Origin of the sequence: Aureimonas phyllosphaerae, assembly GCF_047943035.1 — a bacterium.
Taxonomy (GTDB): domain Bacteria; phylum Pseudomonadota; class Alphaproteobacteria; order Rhizobiales; family Rhizobiaceae; genus Aureimonas; species Aureimonas phyllosphaerae.
On record NZ_CP181348.1, the window covers coordinates 3,138,763 to 3,153,435 of the forward strand.

Here is a 14,673-nt window from a genome sequence, read left to right on the forward strand (position 1 = left end):
TGCCCCTCGATCGCGGATCACGCCGCCGATGATGGTCTAGCGGTGCCGGCCCCAGGCTGACCGGACCGAACTGACGGGGCATGACGGGCCCGCCGGGAGCACGCGCAAGGCAGCGCGCCGGACAACCACGAGCACTGAAGCACCACGGCCGGCTGGTCCGGTCTCCTGGCAGATGCCGAGCTTTACAAGCTCACACGGCGCCAGGTGCAGCGCGGAGGGGCACCGCGAGAACAAAGGCTAGCTCGTGGGGGATATCGGTTCGACGGATGCACATGCCGCACAGGATCGCGGCGCCAGTCGGGGTGGTGCAGTACCCGTCTATGACCGAGCTATGCCTAGAGGTCGATGATGACCCTGAAGACGCGGCCGAACACGTAGAGATCCTTGTCGCCAACGGCTGTCGCAACGTGGTCCGGATTCCACGAGTAGGGCATCACCATCGGTTCTGGATCGCGGCGATACTTCTTGAAGGTCGCCTCGCCGTTGTCGAGCGAGAAGACATAGTTCCTGCCGTCGATCAGAACGTCATCTGCTCGATTCACGATGATGATCGAACCGTCCGGCGCGATCCGGTTCATGGAATCGCCTTCCACCGTCAACGCGAACCAGTCGCCCTTTGGGAGGTGCGAGACCTTGATATGGCGTTCGATATCGGCCGGGCGCACCCCGTCCTGCTGTCGGAACGTGCTGGCGCTAATCCTCGCGAGCAAAGGCACCTCCACCGTCTCGCGCTCATCATCCTCAACCTGATCGGTCTCGGGCTCGGCGTAGAGAGCCGAGACGGGCACTTCCAACGCGGTCGCCAGGTTCCGCTCATGCTTGGGCATGATGCGCGTCTTGGAGTTCTCCATACGGCTGATGGTCTGCCACTGAACGCCGATCCGGTCGGCGAGGTCAGCCTGCGTCCATCCCCGTGTTTCGCGTAACTGTTTCAGGCGATTGCTCATCGCACAACCGCTAGCAGTCATCGCAAAAGATGCGTATCGCAGGAAATTCGATACAGATGTTGACGGTATCGCAGATTGTGCGATATAAGGGCTCATCGAAGGAGCCCCTGCATGACGACGTTGAAGGAATGGCGGGAGGCGCAGGGTTGGAGCACGCAGCGGGTCGCTGACGAGCTCGGCTTGGACGCCCGGTCCGGTGCCGGCACGATCTGGCGCTGGGAGACGGGCCGCAGCCGGCCCGATGCTGATGTGGTCGCCAAGATCGCCGAGATCACTGGCGGCGCCGTCACCGCTGATGGGATGCACCGCACGCGGCTTGACTTCCTGAAGTCCCGTGAGGCGGTTGCCGAGGCAGCAGCATGATCTTCGCCGCGCTCACGTTCACTGGAGCTCTGGCGCTCGGCGTTTCCCTCGGTCGCTTCCTCACCCATCGCAAGCCGATGGATGCGGCGGTTGCCGTGCTGGGCCTGACCCTGATCGCCGTCGCGCCGCTCGCGCCTCCCAGCTGACACCACTCCGCTTGCGGGTTCCCCCACTGCCCCGCGAGCGCCGGCGGGGAAGGCGATTCCTCCCTCGGCCTTCCCCGCCAACCGTCCAAGCCTCCGCAGTACCGCATCGCAGGCTTCGTCCATCGTCATCGGTTCGTCGGTGCGGGTGGCGGTGCTCATGAACCGGAAGATGGCGCTCGCTCACGGCTCCGTCATCGAAATTCGAACCCCGAACCTTTCGAGAACACCGATGCTGGCAAAGCCCCTGTCGCACGACGAGAAGGTCTTCAAACGAGCGTTCAAGCGCGCCTGCGATATGGCCGGCGGCACGAGCGAGATGGCCCGGCTACTCGGGATGGATCGGCAGGCCGGCCAGGTTTCGAAGTGGCAGTCGGACACCTATCCCGACGTTCTGCCATCCCGCCTGTTCAACGTCGTCGACCGCATCGCCGGCTACCCGGTGATGAAGGAGGCGATGTGCGGGATCGACGGGTTCGAGATCCGCGCCGTCACGCCCGAAGACCCGGACATGCCGATCTGCTCCATGATTTCGGCGCTGGCTGGGGAGAGCGGCCGCGCGCTTCAGGTGATGCTCGAGGCGAATGCGGATGACATGATCACGCCGCGCGAAGCCGAGTGCATCGAAGGTGTCGGCAAGCGCGCGATCCAGTTCTTCCAGCGCATCATCGACGCGGCGCACGCTCGAGCGGCTGGGGGCGGTCAATGAGCGCGCTCCTCAACCCCGCCAACGATTTTCAGTCGGTCGCCCCGTTCGAGCACATCATCATGCCCGCGGTCCGCGTGCTGAAGGCGGCAAGCGAAGCCCGCACCGATCGCGAGGCGCAGGAGAGCATTGAAGGCGGTTCGATCGAGCAAGCCGAGGTGCCGGGGGCGGGGCACTGATGACCCGCTTCCGCTGGACTGACGAGGCGCTCGCCAGCCTACGCCGCGACATGAACCTTGGCCTCTCCTATGCGGAGATCGCCGCGAACCTTGGATGCACCGTCAACGCCGTGCGGGTCCGCTCGTACAAGGCCGGGTTCTCTAGTCGCGGCCGCTCGGCAATGCTGACTGCCGAGCGGAACAAGGGCAAGCCGCGTCCTGCCGCCCTCCGACGCCGGCTCGCTGCCAAGGCGCGTGAGAGATGGGCCGACCCGGCGTTTCGTGACCGCGTTCTGCCGATCATCCTCGAGACGAACCGCAAGCCAGCCCGCTGCCGCAAGATCAGCTTGGCGCAGGACCGACTGCGCGGCGCCGCGATCCCGCCCGAGATCGCCGCCGACTACCGCTTCCTGTTGAACAACAAGGGCCTGCCGGCGCGCGAGGCTCTCGCCGTCCTCGGCCTTCTTCCCCCATCCACCACCGCTAGCAAGGGAGCCTGATCATGGCCCGTGCGAATGCAGCCGCAGCGAATGAACCGGCCGGCGTCGGCCACAACCAGCGCCCCGCCAGCGAAACGGAGGTGCTCTTCTTCGTCAACCGACGCAGCTACCTCGCCGCGCTGGAGGAGCAGAAGGCCGCCAACAAGCGGGTGAAGGACGTCGGCAAGACGATCAAGGCGGACCTCGGCGCCAACGGCCTGCTGATGATCAAGGCCTACGAAGAATCGCAGTCGCCGGAAGGCAAGGCACGCATCCAGGCACGGCAGGAAGCCGAGCGGCAGGCCATGGGCTTCGCCGGTATCCCGATCAACACGCAGCTCGACCTGCTGACCGACCGCATGCCGCTCGTCGAGCGCGCCTTCCGCGACGGGCGCGAGGCGGGTCTGCGCGGTGACACGCTGGCGAACCCGTACAACGAGGGATCGGCCGAGGGGCAGGAATACGCCAAGGGTTGGCACGACGGGCAGGGCGCGCTGTTCACCGGCATTAAAGCGAAGGAGGAAGCGGCGGCCGAGCTGATCGAAGGGCCGGGCCACGATGACGGCGGCGATCTGGACGAGGACGACGCCTGATGTCCGATCCCGAGATCGCCTGCCCATGCTGCGGCGGCGCTGTGTCGCCGCTCGACCTCATCATGGACGAGAAGACCCGCACCATCGTTTACGCAGGCCAAGTCGCTCGGCTGACCGGGAAGCAGTTCCAATTCTTCCGGGTTCTGCTCGACGCCTTCCCGCGGGTTCTCTCGCGTGACGATCTGGTCGAGGCGATCTATGCAAACGGCGACGACGCGGCGGGCATCAAGGTCTTCGACGTCATGGCCTGCAAGATCCGGCCGAAGATCGAACCCCTCGGCCTGACCATCACGACGCAGTGGGGCATCGGCTACCGCATCGAGCTCGACGAAGAGGGTAAGGCCGCCGTCCTGCGCGCTCGTCGTTTCGAAGAGGGCCGCAAGCGCCGCATCCAGTTCGAAGGGCCGGATCTTCCTCTGATTTCGGTCTACCGTCAGCAGGGCTACCCGATCACCGACATCGCGCGGCGTCTTAATCTCTCGTTCCGCGCGGTGACGGCCGGGCTGGACGCGATTGAGTCGGCGAAGGTGCCCGCGGCGCTGGCGGGGAGGCAGGCCGCATGAACCTGATCCTCGGCCTCGACGTTGCCCAGCGCACCGGCTGGGCCGCCTATCGCCCCGACCGCAGCATCTCGGCCATTCAGGCCGGAGTTCTCAAGGCGGAAGGCGAGAGCTTTGAAGAGCGCGCCGCCACGCTCGGCCGCCAGTTCGGGCTGCTGCTGAAAGAGACCGGCAAGCCCGCCCTGGTCGCGATCGAAACGCCGCTCCGCATGCTGCCGCAGGGCAAGCGCACCGCGAAGATGATGGGCGAGGAAGAGACCATCGTCGGCGCCGGCGGCGGGGCGAACGCCATGATCTCGTCCAACCAGCTCGTCGGCGCGATCTCGGCCATCTGCGGATGGAAGGCGCTGACCTTCGTCTGCATTCCGGCGGCGACCTGGCGCAAGGCCTTCCTCGGCTTCGCCCGTCAGCCCGGATGGGATCGCAAGGCGTGGAAGAAGGCCGTCCGCGAGCAGTGCGCCCGCGAGCGCATCACAGTCACCAACGACGACATGGCCGACGCGGTGGGCATCGCGATCGCGGCCAAGATTACCCCCGAGTTCCGACAGATCCAATATGAGCAGTCTAGGAGGGCAGCGTGAGCGCCTTGCACGAACTCCTTGCGCGCGCCGAACAGAACGCGGCCGCGCGCTTCTCCGAACTCAACAGCCTCGCGGAATCGCGCGCGGCGCTGAAGGAAGCCGAAGCTGCGGCTCGCGATGAGCACCGGAAGGCGCACGGCGTTGTGATCCGTATCCGTGGCGCGATCGAAGCCGTCGAGCGCCTGCCGGAAGCGGCTGAGATCCTCGGCGATGATCCGGCGCCGGTCGCCGCGGAAACGGTGCTCGACGGGCTTGGCCTGCGCGCCGGGCAGGATGGCGAGCCGCCGCTGGTCGAGGTCGCCCCGGTCGCCCCGTTCACCCCGGCGCTCGACTATCCTGCCGAGCATCCGATCGAGCCGCCCCGGCGCGAATCCAACGTCCGGCCGATCGCGGCAACATCAGCAATCGAGGCCGTCATCTCGAAGCCGCTGCCCGCCGTGCGGCTGGACTCGGAAAGGGCCCGACCCGCTCGGCCAAACTCGAAGAAGGTCCGCGCGCTCGCCGACGACATCCTCGCCATGTTCCAGAAGGTACGACACGGCAGCTGCGCGTCGCTCGACACCGAGGTGATCTACCGAGACACCGGGAAGTCGGCGGCGGCCGTCAGCGTCGCGCTGACCGATCTCGCCGACCGTGGCCTGATCCGCCGGGTGAAGGCCGCCGAGCGCGGGCACATCACCATCCTGATCAAGGACACAGCGGAGGCGGCGGAATGAACCAGCACGCCCCCATCGAAGAGGACAAGAGCTACAACATCGAGGCGGAGCAGGCCGTGCTCGGCTGTGTGCTGATGGACAACTCCGTGCTCGACGCGCGCCTCGGCTTTCTCCAAGGCGAGCACTTCGGCGAGAAAATCCATCAGGACATCTTCGACGCAGTGCGCCGCTATGCCGACGCGGGCCGCCGCGCCGACGCGGTGACGCTGATTCCTGACTTCCGCGCCGAGCGGATCGACGACATGACGAACGGAGCGCAGTACATCGCTCGCCTCGTCGCTGCCGCCGTGCCGATCGCCATGGTCCGCGACTACGGTCTCGCCGTGCTCGAGGCATACGCCGTCCGGCTGGCGTCGGCCACCTGCGAGGACTTCGCCGCCCGGTTCCGCGTCCGCACCGGATCCGAGCGCATTCTGGACATCGTGGGCGACCTCGAGGACGAGATCGCAGCCATCCGCAATCTCGCGCCGAAAGGCGCTGAGCGGTCTTCTATCAACGCCTACGTCGACACCTTCATCGCCGAGCTGTCGGACGCCGACGCCTCGGCCCGCGCCACTATCCCGTTCCCGCTGCCCGAGATCGCGTCCATCCTTCAGGAAGACGGATTCGAGCCCGGCAACCTCTACGGGCTGCTGGCGGCATCAGGCGAGGGCAAGACCTCGCTGCTGCTCCAGATCATTCGCGCGGCCGCCGAAGCCGGACATCCGGTCCTGCTCATGAGCTTCGACCAGACCGGCCAGCAGGTCGTCCGGCAGATGGTCTCGCAGCGGACCGAGATCAGCCTGGGTCAGATGCGCCGCAAGAACGGCCTGAACGATCGCGAGTGGGGCATCGTCTCGAAGGAGGTCGAGGGCGTCCGGCAGCTGCCGATCGAGGTCAAGACGCTCCGCACCGAGAAGATCGGCCGCATCTGCGGCCAAGCGCAGGCTTTCGCCAAGCGCTGGGCCCGCACGACCGACAAGCCCTGCCTGATCGTACTCGATCACAACCGCAAGGTCGCACCGGACCGGCCGAACGATCACGAGGGCCGTATTGCAGCGTCCATCAACGGGGCTGGGAAGGCGTTGGCGGAAGAACTGGGCGCTGCGGTCCTGTTCCTGAACCAGCGCAACTCCGGCGGCTCAAAGCGCGACGTGCCGCGCCCGATCATCTCCGACCTGTTCGGCGGCGAGATGGCCCGCGAGGACTACGATTCGATCCTCTACCTCTACCGTCCGGAGCACTGGCAGAACGAGAAGCTGAAGGTGGCTGGCTCGGCGACCGAAGAGGACAAGATCCGAGCCCGCTTCCGGATCAACGGCCAAGACCCGGAAGGCAAGGCCGAGCTGGGCGCGCTGAAGGTGCGCTACGGCCGCGCCGACGTGCGCGAGATCGTCCGCTGGAACGGGCGCTTCACGAAATACGAGACCATGCGCTCCGGCGGGCAGGAGCTGTTCTGATGCAGTACGAGGCCGGCAAGAGCTACGCCTGGTTCACCGCGCACGGACGAGGCTACGCCGCCGTGTTCGCCTACCCCGGCAACAAGCGAACCCGCATGTTCTGCGAGGGCGGCAAGGTGGTCCAGTTCACCAGCGCCACCGACGCGATCGCGGCCGCGCAGATGCAGGTCCGGAAGGTCTGCGAGCCCGACATTCGCAGCACGATCGCGGAAGAGGTTCAGCCCGCCGCTGACGTGCTCGACGTTGCCGGCTGGCAGGCGCGGAAGGTGCAGCAGCAGATTGAGGACCGGAAGGTGTTCCGCGGCCTCGGTAAGGGCTTCCTGACAGTCGAGACGAAGCGGAGGCGGGCATGAGCCGTCAGCATCTACCCAACCGCCGCCCGGCCGAGAACGTCGACGTGCGCTTTCAGGGCATGGACGTTCAAGTCTCGTTCGGCTGGACCGACGACTGGCGGATCACGGAGGTGTTCGCCTCGACCCGCAAGGTCGGCACCGCGATCGACACGATGGTGCGGGACCAGTCAGTGCTGCTCTCGATCGCGCTCCAGTACGGCGCCACGCCGACGGTGCTCCTGCGCTCACTGACGATGACCGAGGAGGGCGACCCGGAGGGATTTGCGGGGCTGATCCTGCGGATGATCGTGGTGCGCGAGGCCGAGATCAGGGCGGAGGTGGCGGCATGACCGACCTGTTCGACATCATTGACCGTCTGGATGACGCCACCGGTCCCGACCGCGAGATCGACGCAGCCATCGACGCCACCCTTCGCGTCGGCAAGGACAGCCTGCCGACATGGGCACATGAACGCTTTCCGGTCTGGCGCGCGACGAAGCTCGGCATGGTCGAGGCGGTGACATCCGAAGGGCGCGGTCCATCATGGGATAGCCTCCGGTTCACCGGCAGCATCGAAGCCGCCACAGTCCTTGCCGAGCGAATGCTGCCGGACTGGGGCCGCATGTCCTACTGGAACAACTGCCAGGGACACACCGCGCTCGTCGAGGACAACGCGAACTCCTACACCGGCAGCACCGGGAAGGAATACGAGGCGACCGGCGCGACGGCAGCCATGGCGCTCTGCTCCGCCGTGCTGCTGGCACTCGCTGACCGCCCCGATCTGATGAGGAGCGCATGACCAACGCCAAGGGTCACCTCGACACGTTCCTGGATGGCCTTGGCGTTCGCCTGCTTCCCGTCTGGCGCCGGCGCAAGGGGGCGCAGAGCCACGCCCGCGGCAAGCTGCGCGAGATCGCCAAGCACCATGGCTGGGATCACCTCGGCCTTGTGGTGCGCTTCATCATCGAGAGCGAGGGGAACAAGACCGCGCTCTGGTCCGAGACGGCCGGGGCCCTGTCCGACGTCCTCGCCCAGCGCCCCGACTGGCAGGATCGCCCCTCGGACGTCTTCGCCGCCATGGACACCATCGACCTCAACAAGATGCGGGAGCGCGCGGTGCGCCGCCGACCCTGGCCGATCCGGCACACCATGCGGGCCTTCCTCTACGACGCGCTGGAGCAGCGCTTGGACACCGCGATCGACAAAGACCTGTTTGGAGAAGGCGCATGACCGACCTCACCATCGAAGCGGCCGAGCTCGCCGATATCGAGATCATCGCCCGCCACCGCTTCGTCGAGGCGGCCGAGACCATGGCCTACCTTCAGGTCCGAGGAACTCGCCCGTCGGACAAGAGCGGGACATGGCCTGGCGTCGCCGACATCGTGGATGGCGACTACCTTGAGCGCTACCGCCCGTCGGCCGCCGCCATCTCCCGCGCCGAGGAGGTGATGCAAGATTGGCTGCTCGACTTCGTGGCGGATCAGGAGCAACGTGTGGTCGCCTGCCGGTGGGCCGCAAGCCTCGCTGTGCCCAGGATTGCTGGTTCCTTCCGCTCGTTCTGCAAGAAAACAGGCCGAAATCGAACGACCGCAGATCGACGTGTCAATCTTGCATTCCAAAGCGTTGCCAGCGGGTTGCGAAAACTGGCTAAACCGTTGCGCGAGCCGGACTGGTCGAGGACTGGACCACTCATGCCCGATTGGGCTACAGACTTCGATATGGTCGCGGAACGTGTGGCGGAGAGGCAAACAGCTTGGCACGCACCGAACGCCCGGCCGACCAATCAACCCGAGATGCGCGACACCAGCTGGGCCGACGATCAGAACCGTCGGCGGCGTGAGCGCGAAGAAGAGCAAGCGGCGTGAGCAAAAGGTGGGATCACCGCCGAATACCGATTTGCGTCGAAAGTTGAAATCTTATCCAACGGGATGAGATTGAACGCACGGTGCTATACAAGTTGCTGAGTGGTAGTTCGCTGGCTCAAGACATAGGAATTCCCTGTTGAAACAGGGAGGTCCCCGATGTCGAATACGCTGTCCCCCAACGACGTGAAGTCGAAGGGCCGAAAGTTAGAAGATCTGATCTCCGAGGCTCTCAGCGGCAAGGACCTAGCTGCCACGGCGGTTCCGACGGGCTGCACCTGGCAATGCTGGGTCGAGATCGGCCCCGATGGGAAGCCCAGCGTGAAATGCGGGATACGCTGCTGAGCCAACATCGACCGACTTATAGCCCCGTCAGCTTCGGCCGGCGGGGCTTTCGTTTACGTCCGCACGATCGGCGGCAGTCCCGCCACCTTCCGCTCGTGATCGGTCCGCTCCAAGCTGACCATGACGTTGGCATGCAGCTCGGTGCCGGCCGGGTAGAACTGCTCCTTGCCGTTGATCGTAACGACCATGTGCCAGTTGTTGCCGATCAGGCGAGTGGTGAAGGTGGGGGAAGTCAACGTAATGCCATCGCTGCTGAAGTGATCGTGCCGTCGATCGGAATGTATCGGAAAGCTTCATAGGTCCACCAAGAACCGACGCCAAACGCCGAAAAGGCAGCTATGCCGAGAGCGATGCAGGTGGCTTGAAAGGCGTATCCGAGTTTTTGCACCCAGGGCTTCTTCGAAGCGAAGCATGCCTGAGAGAGGTACGTAAATCCTGCCACCAATGCTCCCCCGAGCGTACCAGCCACGAATGGAAGCAGGCAGGACGCGTAATTCTGTACCGCGTTCCCGTCCAGCCGCGCCAAGTTCCCAAGCAGGGCCAAAATGGCGATGGCGGCACCGCCATTGATGAGCACCATGAACCGCGTTGCGGTCTGGCCCATCTGAATTATGCTTCGGAACTCTTCAAGCGTGGCAGCGGTCGTGTACTTGTACGCCTCCACGCCTTGCGCGAGTTCGGCCTTGTAGCGTTCCAGTGTGGCCTCGGGCGGTTCCGGTTCTGGTGATGCCTCGATCCCTCGAAGATAGTTCAGTAGGTTGTCCACCTCGATCACCTGAGCGCCGCCTTCCTTCAAGGCTTCGATCTCAGCACGGAGCCCTGCTGCAAACCCACGAACGCTCAAGAGACCAACCCTCATGCCATCTCTGACGAACCCCAAGCACGAGCGCTTCGCAAGCGGTCTCGCCAAAGGGTTGAGCGCGAGCGAAGCCTACGAGCAGGCCGGGTACAACCCCAGCCGAAGCGCTGCGTCGCGGTTGTCAACAAATGTGAACGTTGTGAGGCGCACCAGGGAGCTTCAGGAACGCGCCGCCGATCGTGCCGAGTGGTCAGCAGCCGATCGCCTCCGAATGCTCTCCACGATCGCGCACAAGGCTCTGAGCGACGATCCTCGCGTCGCCGTCTCAGCCATCGCTGAAGCGAACAAGATGCAGGGCAGTCATGCCCCGGCGAAGCACCAGCATGCGGGGCCCGGTGGTGGCCCCATCCAAACCGTCGACCTATCGAACCTGAGCGACGATGACCTTGCACGCCTCGAAGCTATTCTCGGTCCGCTTGCCGTCGCTGGCGGAGATCCGAGCGGAGAGGGCGAGGCGGGCGGCACAGGCTGAACGGGATCGGGTAGCGCGCGACGTCGAGAGGATCCGGTCGCGATGCCAGACGCTGGCCGGCTTCATCCGTGAGGCTTGGCATGTGCTGGAGCCGACGAACCCGTATCTGCACGGCTGGCACATCGACGCCATCGCCGCGCACCTTGAGGCCATCACGTCCGGCGCCTTCCTCGCACAGGGGCTGAGCAACCGCCTGCTGATCAACATCCCGCCGGGCACGATGAAGTCGCTCATCGTCTCGGTGTTCTGGCCCGCCTGGGAGTGGGGGCCGAAGGGGCTTGCCTCGCACCGGTTCGTGACGACTTCCTACTCGGAGACCTACGCCAAGCGCGATAGCCGGCGCATGCGATCGTTGGTGACGTCGGAGTGGTACGAGAGCCTGTGGCCCGAGGTGAAGCTGATCCGGTCGGGTGAGGCGTCGTTCGCCAACTCGAAGACCGGTTTTCGGGAGGGCATGCCGTTCAAGAGCCTGACCGGCTCGCGCGGTGATCGGGTGATCATCGACGACCCGCATTCGATCGACACTGCGGAATCGGAGGCCGAGCGCGAGGCGACGACGCGCACCTTCCGCGAATCCGTGCCGACACGTCTCAACGATCCTGAGCGATCGGCGATCGTTGTGGTGATGCAGAGGCTGCATGAGCGGGACGTGTCGGGTCAGATCCTAGCACTCAAGCTCGGGTATCAGCACCTCATGCTGCCGATGGAATTCGAGCCGGAACGCCGTTGCCGGACGGCCATCGGGTTCGAGGATCCGCGCAACTATGACGGGGAACTTCTGTTTCCCGAGCGCTTCCCGCGCAACGTAGTCGAGCGCGACAAGGTGCCGATGGGCTCCTACGCCGTGGCCGGGCAGTTTCAGCAGCGCCCGGTGCCGCGCGACGGCGGCCTGTTCAAGCGCGAATGGTTCGCGGGGAAGATCATCCGCCAGGCGCCGCAGGGCACGCGCTGGATCCGACATTGGGACTTGGCCGCCACAAAGAAGGCAGGAGCCGCGCGCACCGCGGGCGTGAAGATCGGCCGCGCACCTGACGGCTCGTTCATCGTCGGGCACGCCGTGAAGACGCAGGACGAGGGCAACCGCGTCCGCCAGCTCATCAAGGCCACCGCGGAGGCCGACGGGCGCGAGGTGGAAATCAGCCTGCCGCAGGATCCGGGTCAGGCGGGCAAGGTGCAGGCGCAGGATATGGTTGCCATGCTGGCCGGCTGGAAGGCGAAGGCCGAACCGGAGACCGGCGATAAGGTAACCCGCGCCGAGCCGTTCTCGGTCCAGTGCGAGGCCGGCAACGTCTACATCGTCGAGGGGGCCTGGAACGAGGACTACCTAGACGAGCTGTGCCTGTTCCCGAGCGGCTCATTCAAGGATCAGGTCGACGCGAGTTCGGGCGCATTCGGGCGGCTCGTCCAACGCAAGGAAGCGCAGCCCGGCCGAGTGACCACAACGACCACGATGGGTGCGTACTGATGTCCGTTGATACCCGTCACCCTGAGTACGCCGACCGTGCCCCGGAATGGAAGGAAATGCGCGATACCTCCCGCGGCGCTCGTGCGGTGAAGGAGGAGGGCGAAACATACCTGCCGATGCCATCGGGCTACCGAGCGCAGGGGGATGGCGGCACTCGGATGTACGGCGCCTATCGGATCCGTGCGCAGTTCCCCGAGATCGTCGCGCCGACGGTCCGGGGCATGATCGGCGTCATCCATCGCACCGAAGCACAGATCGAAATGCCGGACGCCATGCTAGGGCTTTGGGAGCGGGCAACAGCTGACGGGTTGGCTTTGGAAGCTTTCCACCGCCGGATCACGTCGGAGCTTCTGCTGACGGGCCGCTACTCGATCCTGGCGGATGCTGCCTCTACGGGCTCCGAGTTGCCATTCCTCGCCGGGTATTCGGCTGAAGCGCTTATCAACTGGAGCGCCGATCGCGACTTCTACGTGCTCGACGAAAGCGGTCTGAAGCGCGAAGGTTTTGAATGGCGCGACCAGAAGCGGTTCCGCGTCCTGCAACTTGTGGAAGGCCGCTACGAGGTTGAGCGCTATGAGGGCACAGAAAAGGAAGGCGATACCCTGCAGCCGGTTGCGCAGGGCAACAAGGCGCTCGACGCGATCCCCTTCGTGGTGATCGGTCCGCTGGATCTGTCAGTCTCACCAACCGAGCCGCCGCTGATCGGCGTTGCACGTGCGGCGCTAGCGCAGTACCGCCTCGACGCCGATTACCGCCACCAGCTCTACATGTCGGGCCAAGAGACGCTGGTCATCATCAACGGCGACGCGCCGGAGGCGATCGGCGCCGGGGTCGTCATCACGCTTCACAGCGGCACAGGCGAGGACGGCAAAGAGCGAACGCCGGACGCAAAATACGTCGGTCCGCAGGGCACAGGCATCGAAGCGCACCGGACCGCGATCCAGGATGAGCGCGAGAACGCAGTGTCAGCCGGCGCGAGGCTATTCGACAGCGCCAAGAAGGCGGCCGAAAGCGGCGAGGCGCTGAAACTCCGATATGCCGCCCAGACAGCTACGCTGACGTCGATCGCCCAGGCCAGCGCACAGGGGCTGGAGAAGGCTCTCCGCTTCATCGCCATCATGCTCGGGCAGGACCCGATGAAGGTGGTGGTGAAGCCGAACCTCGACTTCCTCGACAGCACCCTCGACCCGCAAGCTGCCACCGCCCTCGTCACCATGTGGCAGAACGGGGCGATCAGCTACGCGACAATGTATGAGAACCTGCAGCGCGGGGAGATCGCGAGCGCAGAGCGGACCGCTGAAGAGGAACAAGCGCAAATCGACAAGGAGGACGTCGACAGCGATCCGGTGGAAGCTGGGCTGCTCGATCGTTCGGCGTAGGGCTCGAAACTCACGACCTGCGAGCCCGCAGCGTCTCCGACGGCTGCGCAAAGTGCCATTCCCAATCGTCAGCGACCCGCTGCCACAGCCAGTCGTTGATCGGGGTTCCGACGCTGAACTCGTAGGCGTCACGAGCGGTCGGAATTCGAAGCATCCTAGCCTTCAAGATCGCGCGCGCAATTGTCGGGTTGATGCGCCTTACAGCCATCGTGTCTTTCGCTGCCTTGCGGATTGGTCAGTGCGGAACGGGCGTAGGCACACGGTCAGGCGGTGGCGGGTCTTGGCCTTCGACCTGCCGGTTCCGTTCAGTGCAGCCGATCGCCCACGCCACAACGGCCACTGCGATCACTCCAAGCGCCAGTCTCTGAGACATCAGCATCTTCATTCCTCGGCCTGCGTCGGCGGGCCGTTCTACGCCCGCAGTGCGGGTTCCTCACCATAGGAGCGGCCAGTGGCCCTGAAAGCAATCCTCGACAGCCTCGATGGCGTCGAAACGACCCTCCACGATCTGTACACGGAGAAAGACGGCAAGTTCGTCCTCGAAGTGGATGGGATCGACCAGCATCCCGAGACGAAGGCGCTCAAGTCGGCGCTCGATCGCGTCCGGAGCGAGAAGCGTACGGTCTCGGAGAAGCTCACGTCTGCAGAAGAGCGATTGACTGGTCTGCCCGACGACTTCGACGCCGAGGCCTACGAAGACCTTCGCTCGCGCGCTGAGGGCAACGAGCCTGCCAAGCTGGACGAGCGCCTGGCTGCGCAAAAGACTCAGCTCGAGGGCAAGTTCGCGAAGGACCGCGAGAAGCTGGACGGACGGATTGCCAAGCTCGACGGTGCGCTTCGCCGCGTGATGGTCGACGAAGGCCTGACGAAGGCGTTGCTCGACGCCGGGATCGACAAGACGTTCCTGCCGGCGGCCAAGGCGCTGCTGAAAGAGCGCGGCCAGATCAAGCTGATCGAGGACGACGACGCGATCCAGGTTTTCGCCGACGATGGCGTGAACGACCGCACGCCGCTTGCCGACTACGTGCGCGCCTGGGCAGGTCAGGATGAAGGCAAGCCTTTCATCACCAAGCCGACCGGCGGCGATGCGAAGGGCGGTGACGGGCAGCGCTTTGGCGAGAACCCGTTCGACACGAAGGGCGGCACCGTGAGGCCGAACCTGACGAAACAGCAGGAGCTCATCGCTCAGAACCCGGTCAAGGCCCGCCAGATGGCGCAGGCTGCAGGCATCACGCCGACCTGGTGACTTCCCGGCGTCAGTGACGCCCCTCTGC

22 protein-coding genes are annotated in these 14,673 nt (G+C 65.2%); 19 read left to right on the top strand and 3 right to left on the bottom strand.

The features are described 5' to 3' along the window. Positions 1 to 335: 335 nt before the first annotated feature. Positions 336 to 1,043: a LexA family protein gene (locus ACLNGM_RS14915; protein ID WP_416355528.1), complete on the bottom strand. Its 708-nt coding sequence runs from the start codon at positions 1,041 to 1,043 to the stop codon at positions 336 to 338. 15 nt (positions 1,044 to 1,058) lie between these two features. On the opposite strand from ACLNGM_RS14915, the gene ACLNGM_RS14920 reads away from it, so the two are divergent. The 15 genes from ACLNGM_RS14920 to ACLNGM_RS14990 all read left to right on the top strand — a co-directional run bounded on the left by ACLNGM_RS14920 (position 1,059) and on the right by ACLNGM_RS14990 (position 8,882). Next, a complete protein-coding gene (locus ACLNGM_RS14920; protein ID WP_416355529.1) occupies positions 1,059 to 1,310 on the top strand; it encodes a helix-turn-helix domain-containing protein in 252 nt (83 codons plus the stop codon). Continuing rightward, entirely contained in the window at positions 1,307 to 1,456 is a 150-nt protein-coding gene (locus ACLNGM_RS14925; protein ID WP_416355530.1) for a hypothetical protein, read from the top strand. The genes ACLNGM_RS14920 and ACLNGM_RS14925 overlap by 4 nt, the downstream gene beginning before the upstream one ends. Before the next feature lie 157 nt (positions 1,457 to 1,613). Then, positions 1,614 to 2,162, top strand: coding sequence for a hypothetical protein (locus tag ACLNGM_RS14930; protein ID WP_416355531.1), 549 nt, complete (start codon positions 1,614 to 1,616; stop codon positions 2,160 to 2,162). Next, entirely contained in the window at positions 2,159 to 2,338 is a 180-nt protein-coding gene (locus tag ACLNGM_RS14935) for a hypothetical protein (protein WP_416355532.1), read from the top strand. Before ACLNGM_RS14930 ends, ACLNGM_RS14935 begins: the two co-directional genes overlap by 4 nt. Then, complete coding sequence (locus ACLNGM_RS14940) at positions 2,338 to 2,817, top strand: GcrA family cell cycle regulator (RefSeq protein ID WP_416355533.1); 480 nt, start codon at positions 2,338 to 2,340, stop codon at positions 2,815 to 2,817. The genes ACLNGM_RS14935 and ACLNGM_RS14940 overlap by 1 nt, the downstream gene beginning before the upstream one ends. A gap of 2 nt (positions 2,818 to 2,819) precedes the next feature. After that, the gene (locus ACLNGM_RS14945) at positions 2,820 to 3,389 is read left to right on the top strand and encodes a hypothetical protein (RefSeq protein ID WP_416355534.1); all 570 of its coding nucleotides are present in this window, start codon (positions 2,820 to 2,822) and stop codon (positions 3,387 to 3,389) included. Between the two features lie 62 nt (positions 3,390 to 3,451). Beyond that, positions 3,452 to 3,952, top strand: coding sequence for a winged helix-turn-helix domain-containing protein (locus ACLNGM_RS14950; protein WP_416355535.1), 501 nt, complete (start codon positions 3,452 to 3,454; stop codon positions 3,950 to 3,952). Further along, the gene (locus tag ACLNGM_RS14955) at positions 3,949 to 4,530 is read left to right on the top strand and encodes a hypothetical protein (protein WP_416355536.1); all 582 of its coding nucleotides are present in this window, start codon (positions 3,949 to 3,951) and stop codon (positions 4,528 to 4,530) included. Before ACLNGM_RS14950 ends, ACLNGM_RS14955 begins: the two co-directional genes overlap by 4 nt. Continuing rightward, entirely contained in the window at positions 4,527 to 5,246 is a 720-nt protein-coding gene (locus tag ACLNGM_RS14960; protein WP_416355537.1) for a hypothetical protein, read from the top strand. Before ACLNGM_RS14955 ends, ACLNGM_RS14960 begins: the two co-directional genes overlap by 4 nt. Then, on the top strand, positions 5,243 to 6,685 hold the full coding sequence (locus ACLNGM_RS14965) for a replicative DNA helicase (RefSeq protein WP_416355538.1): 1,443 nt from the start codon (positions 5,243 to 5,245) through the stop codon (positions 6,683 to 6,685). Before ACLNGM_RS14960 ends, ACLNGM_RS14965 begins: the two co-directional genes overlap by 4 nt. Continuing rightward, a complete protein-coding gene (locus ACLNGM_RS14970; protein ID WP_416355539.1) occupies positions 6,685 to 7,038 on the top strand; it encodes a hypothetical protein in 354 nt (117 codons plus the stop codon). Before ACLNGM_RS14965 ends, ACLNGM_RS14970 begins: the two co-directional genes overlap by 1 nt. Further along, positions 7,035 to 7,367, top strand: coding sequence for a hypothetical protein (locus ACLNGM_RS14975; RefSeq protein ID WP_416355540.1), 333 nt, complete (start codon positions 7,035 to 7,037; stop codon positions 7,365 to 7,367). Before ACLNGM_RS14970 ends, ACLNGM_RS14975 begins: the two co-directional genes overlap by 4 nt. Next, entirely contained in the window at positions 7,364 to 7,816 is a 453-nt protein-coding gene (locus ACLNGM_RS14980; RefSeq protein ID WP_416355541.1) for a hypothetical protein, read from the top strand. Before ACLNGM_RS14975 ends, ACLNGM_RS14980 begins: the two co-directional genes overlap by 4 nt. Beyond that, positions 7,813 to 8,247, top strand: coding sequence for a hypothetical protein (locus ACLNGM_RS14985; protein WP_119540509.1), 435 nt, complete (start codon positions 7,813 to 7,815; stop codon positions 8,245 to 8,247). The genes ACLNGM_RS14980 and ACLNGM_RS14985 overlap by 4 nt, the downstream gene beginning before the upstream one ends. Next, complete coding sequence (locus ACLNGM_RS14990; protein WP_416355542.1) at positions 8,244 to 8,882, top strand: hypothetical protein; 639 nt, start codon at positions 8,244 to 8,246, stop codon at positions 8,880 to 8,882. Before ACLNGM_RS14985 ends, ACLNGM_RS14990 begins: the two co-directional genes overlap by 4 nt. A gap of 395 nt (positions 8,883 to 9,277) precedes the next feature. Here the strand turns inward: ACLNGM_RS14990 and ACLNGM_RS14995 are convergent, their stop codons facing one another. Both ACLNGM_RS14995 and ACLNGM_RS15000 read right to left on the bottom strand, forming a co-directional pair. After that, complete coding sequence (locus tag ACLNGM_RS14995; RefSeq protein WP_416355543.1) at positions 9,278 to 9,460, bottom strand: hypothetical protein; 183 nt, start codon at positions 9,458 to 9,460, stop codon at positions 9,278 to 9,280. After that, positions 9,457 to 10,068, bottom strand: coding sequence for a hypothetical protein (locus ACLNGM_RS15000; RefSeq protein WP_416355544.1), 612 nt, complete (start codon positions 10,066 to 10,068; stop codon positions 9,457 to 9,459). The genes ACLNGM_RS14995 and ACLNGM_RS15000 overlap by 4 nt, the downstream gene beginning before the upstream one ends. 13 nt (positions 10,069 to 10,081) lie before the next feature. Between ACLNGM_RS15000 and ACLNGM_RS15005 the strand changes: the two genes are divergently transcribed. The 4 genes from ACLNGM_RS15005 to ACLNGM_RS15020 all read left to right on the top strand — a co-directional run bounded on the left by ACLNGM_RS15005 (position 10,082) and on the right by ACLNGM_RS15020 (position 14,645). Then, positions 10,082 to 10,555 (top strand): terminase small subunit, encoded by a 474-nt coding sequence (locus ACLNGM_RS15005; protein WP_416355545.1) that lies wholly within the window; start codon positions 10,082 to 10,084, stop codon positions 10,553 to 10,555. Positions 10,556 to 10,637: 82 nt separating this feature from the next. Then, positions 10,638 to 12,020 carry a phage terminase large subunit gene (gene terL / locus ACLNGM_RS15010; protein ID WP_416355546.1) on the top strand — a complete coding sequence of 461 codons (1,383 nt, stop codon included), beginning with the start codon at positions 10,638 to 10,640 and terminating at the stop codon, positions 12,018 to 12,020. Continuing rightward, positions 12,020 to 13,399: a DUF4055 domain-containing protein gene (locus ACLNGM_RS15015; protein ID WP_416355547.1), complete on the top strand. Its 1,380-nt coding sequence runs from the start codon at positions 12,020 to 12,022 to the stop codon at positions 13,397 to 13,399. The genes terL and ACLNGM_RS15015 overlap by 1 nt, the downstream gene beginning before the upstream one ends. Before the next feature lie 451 nt (positions 13,400 to 13,850). After that, positions 13,851 to 14,645, top strand: a complete 795-nt coding sequence (locus tag ACLNGM_RS15020) for a hypothetical protein (RefSeq protein WP_416355548.1) — start codon at positions 13,851 to 13,853, stop codon at positions 14,643 to 14,645. Positions 14,646 to 14,673: the final 28 nt, after the last annotated feature.

Bases quoted from the DNA above. Each gene is read 5' to 3' on its own strand.
- ACLNGM_RS14915 (WP_416355528.1), bottom strand. From the start codon at position 1,043: ATGAGCCCTTATATCGCACAATCTGCGATACCGTCAACATCTGTATCG.
- ACLNGM_RS14920 (WP_416355529.1), top strand. From the start codon at position 1,059: ATGACGACGTTGAAGGAATGGCGGGAGGCGCAGGGTTGGAGCACGCAG.
- ACLNGM_RS14925 (WP_416355530.1), top strand. From the start codon at position 1,307: ATGATCTTCGCCGCGCTCACGTTCACTGGAGCTCTGGCGCTCGGCGTT.
- ACLNGM_RS14930 (WP_416355531.1), top strand. From the start codon at position 1,614: ATGAACCGGAAGATGGCGCTCGCTCACGGCTCCGTCATCGAAATTCGA.
- ACLNGM_RS14935 (WP_416355532.1), top strand. From the start codon at position 2,159: ATGAGCGCGCTCCTCAACCCCGCCAACGATTTTCAGTCGGTCGCCCCG.
- ACLNGM_RS14940 (WP_416355533.1), top strand. From the start codon at position 2,338: ATGACCCGCTTCCGCTGGACTGACGAGGCGCTCGCCAGCCTACGCCGC.
- ACLNGM_RS14945 (WP_416355534.1), top strand. From the start codon at position 2,820: ATGGCCCGTGCGAATGCAGCCGCAGCGAATGAACCGGCCGGCGTCGGC.
- ACLNGM_RS14950 (WP_416355535.1), top strand. From the start codon at position 3,452: ATGGACGAGAAGACCCGCACCATCGTTTACGCAGGCCAAGTCGCTCGG.
- ACLNGM_RS14955 (WP_416355536.1), top strand. From the start codon at position 3,949: ATGAACCTGATCCTCGGCCTCGACGTTGCCCAGCGCACCGGCTGGGCC.
- ACLNGM_RS14965 (WP_416355538.1), top strand. From the start codon at position 5,243: ATGAACCAGCACGCCCCCATCGAAGAGGACAAGAGCTACAACATCGAG.
- ACLNGM_RS14970 (WP_416355539.1), top strand. From the start codon at position 6,685: ATGCAGTACGAGGCCGGCAAGAGCTACGCCTGGTTCACCGCGCACGGA.
- ACLNGM_RS14975 (WP_416355540.1), top strand. From the start codon at position 7,035: ATGAGCCGTCAGCATCTACCCAACCGCCGCCCGGCCGAGAACGTCGAC.
- ACLNGM_RS14980 (WP_416355541.1), top strand. From the start codon at position 7,364: ATGACCGACCTGTTCGACATCATTGACCGTCTGGATGACGCCACCGGT.
- ACLNGM_RS14985 (WP_119540509.1), top strand. From the start codon at position 7,813: ATGACCAACGCCAAGGGTCACCTCGACACGTTCCTGGATGGCCTTGGC.
- ACLNGM_RS14990 (WP_416355542.1), top strand. From the start codon at position 8,244: ATGACCGACCTCACCATCGAAGCGGCCGAGCTCGCCGATATCGAGATC.
- ACLNGM_RS15005 (WP_416355545.1), top strand. From the start codon at position 10,082: ATGCCATCTCTGACGAACCCCAAGCACGAGCGCTTCGCAAGCGGTCTC.
- ACLNGM_RS15015 (WP_416355547.1), top strand. From the start codon at position 12,020: ATGTCCGTTGATACCCGTCACCCTGAGTACGCCGACCGTGCCCCGGAA.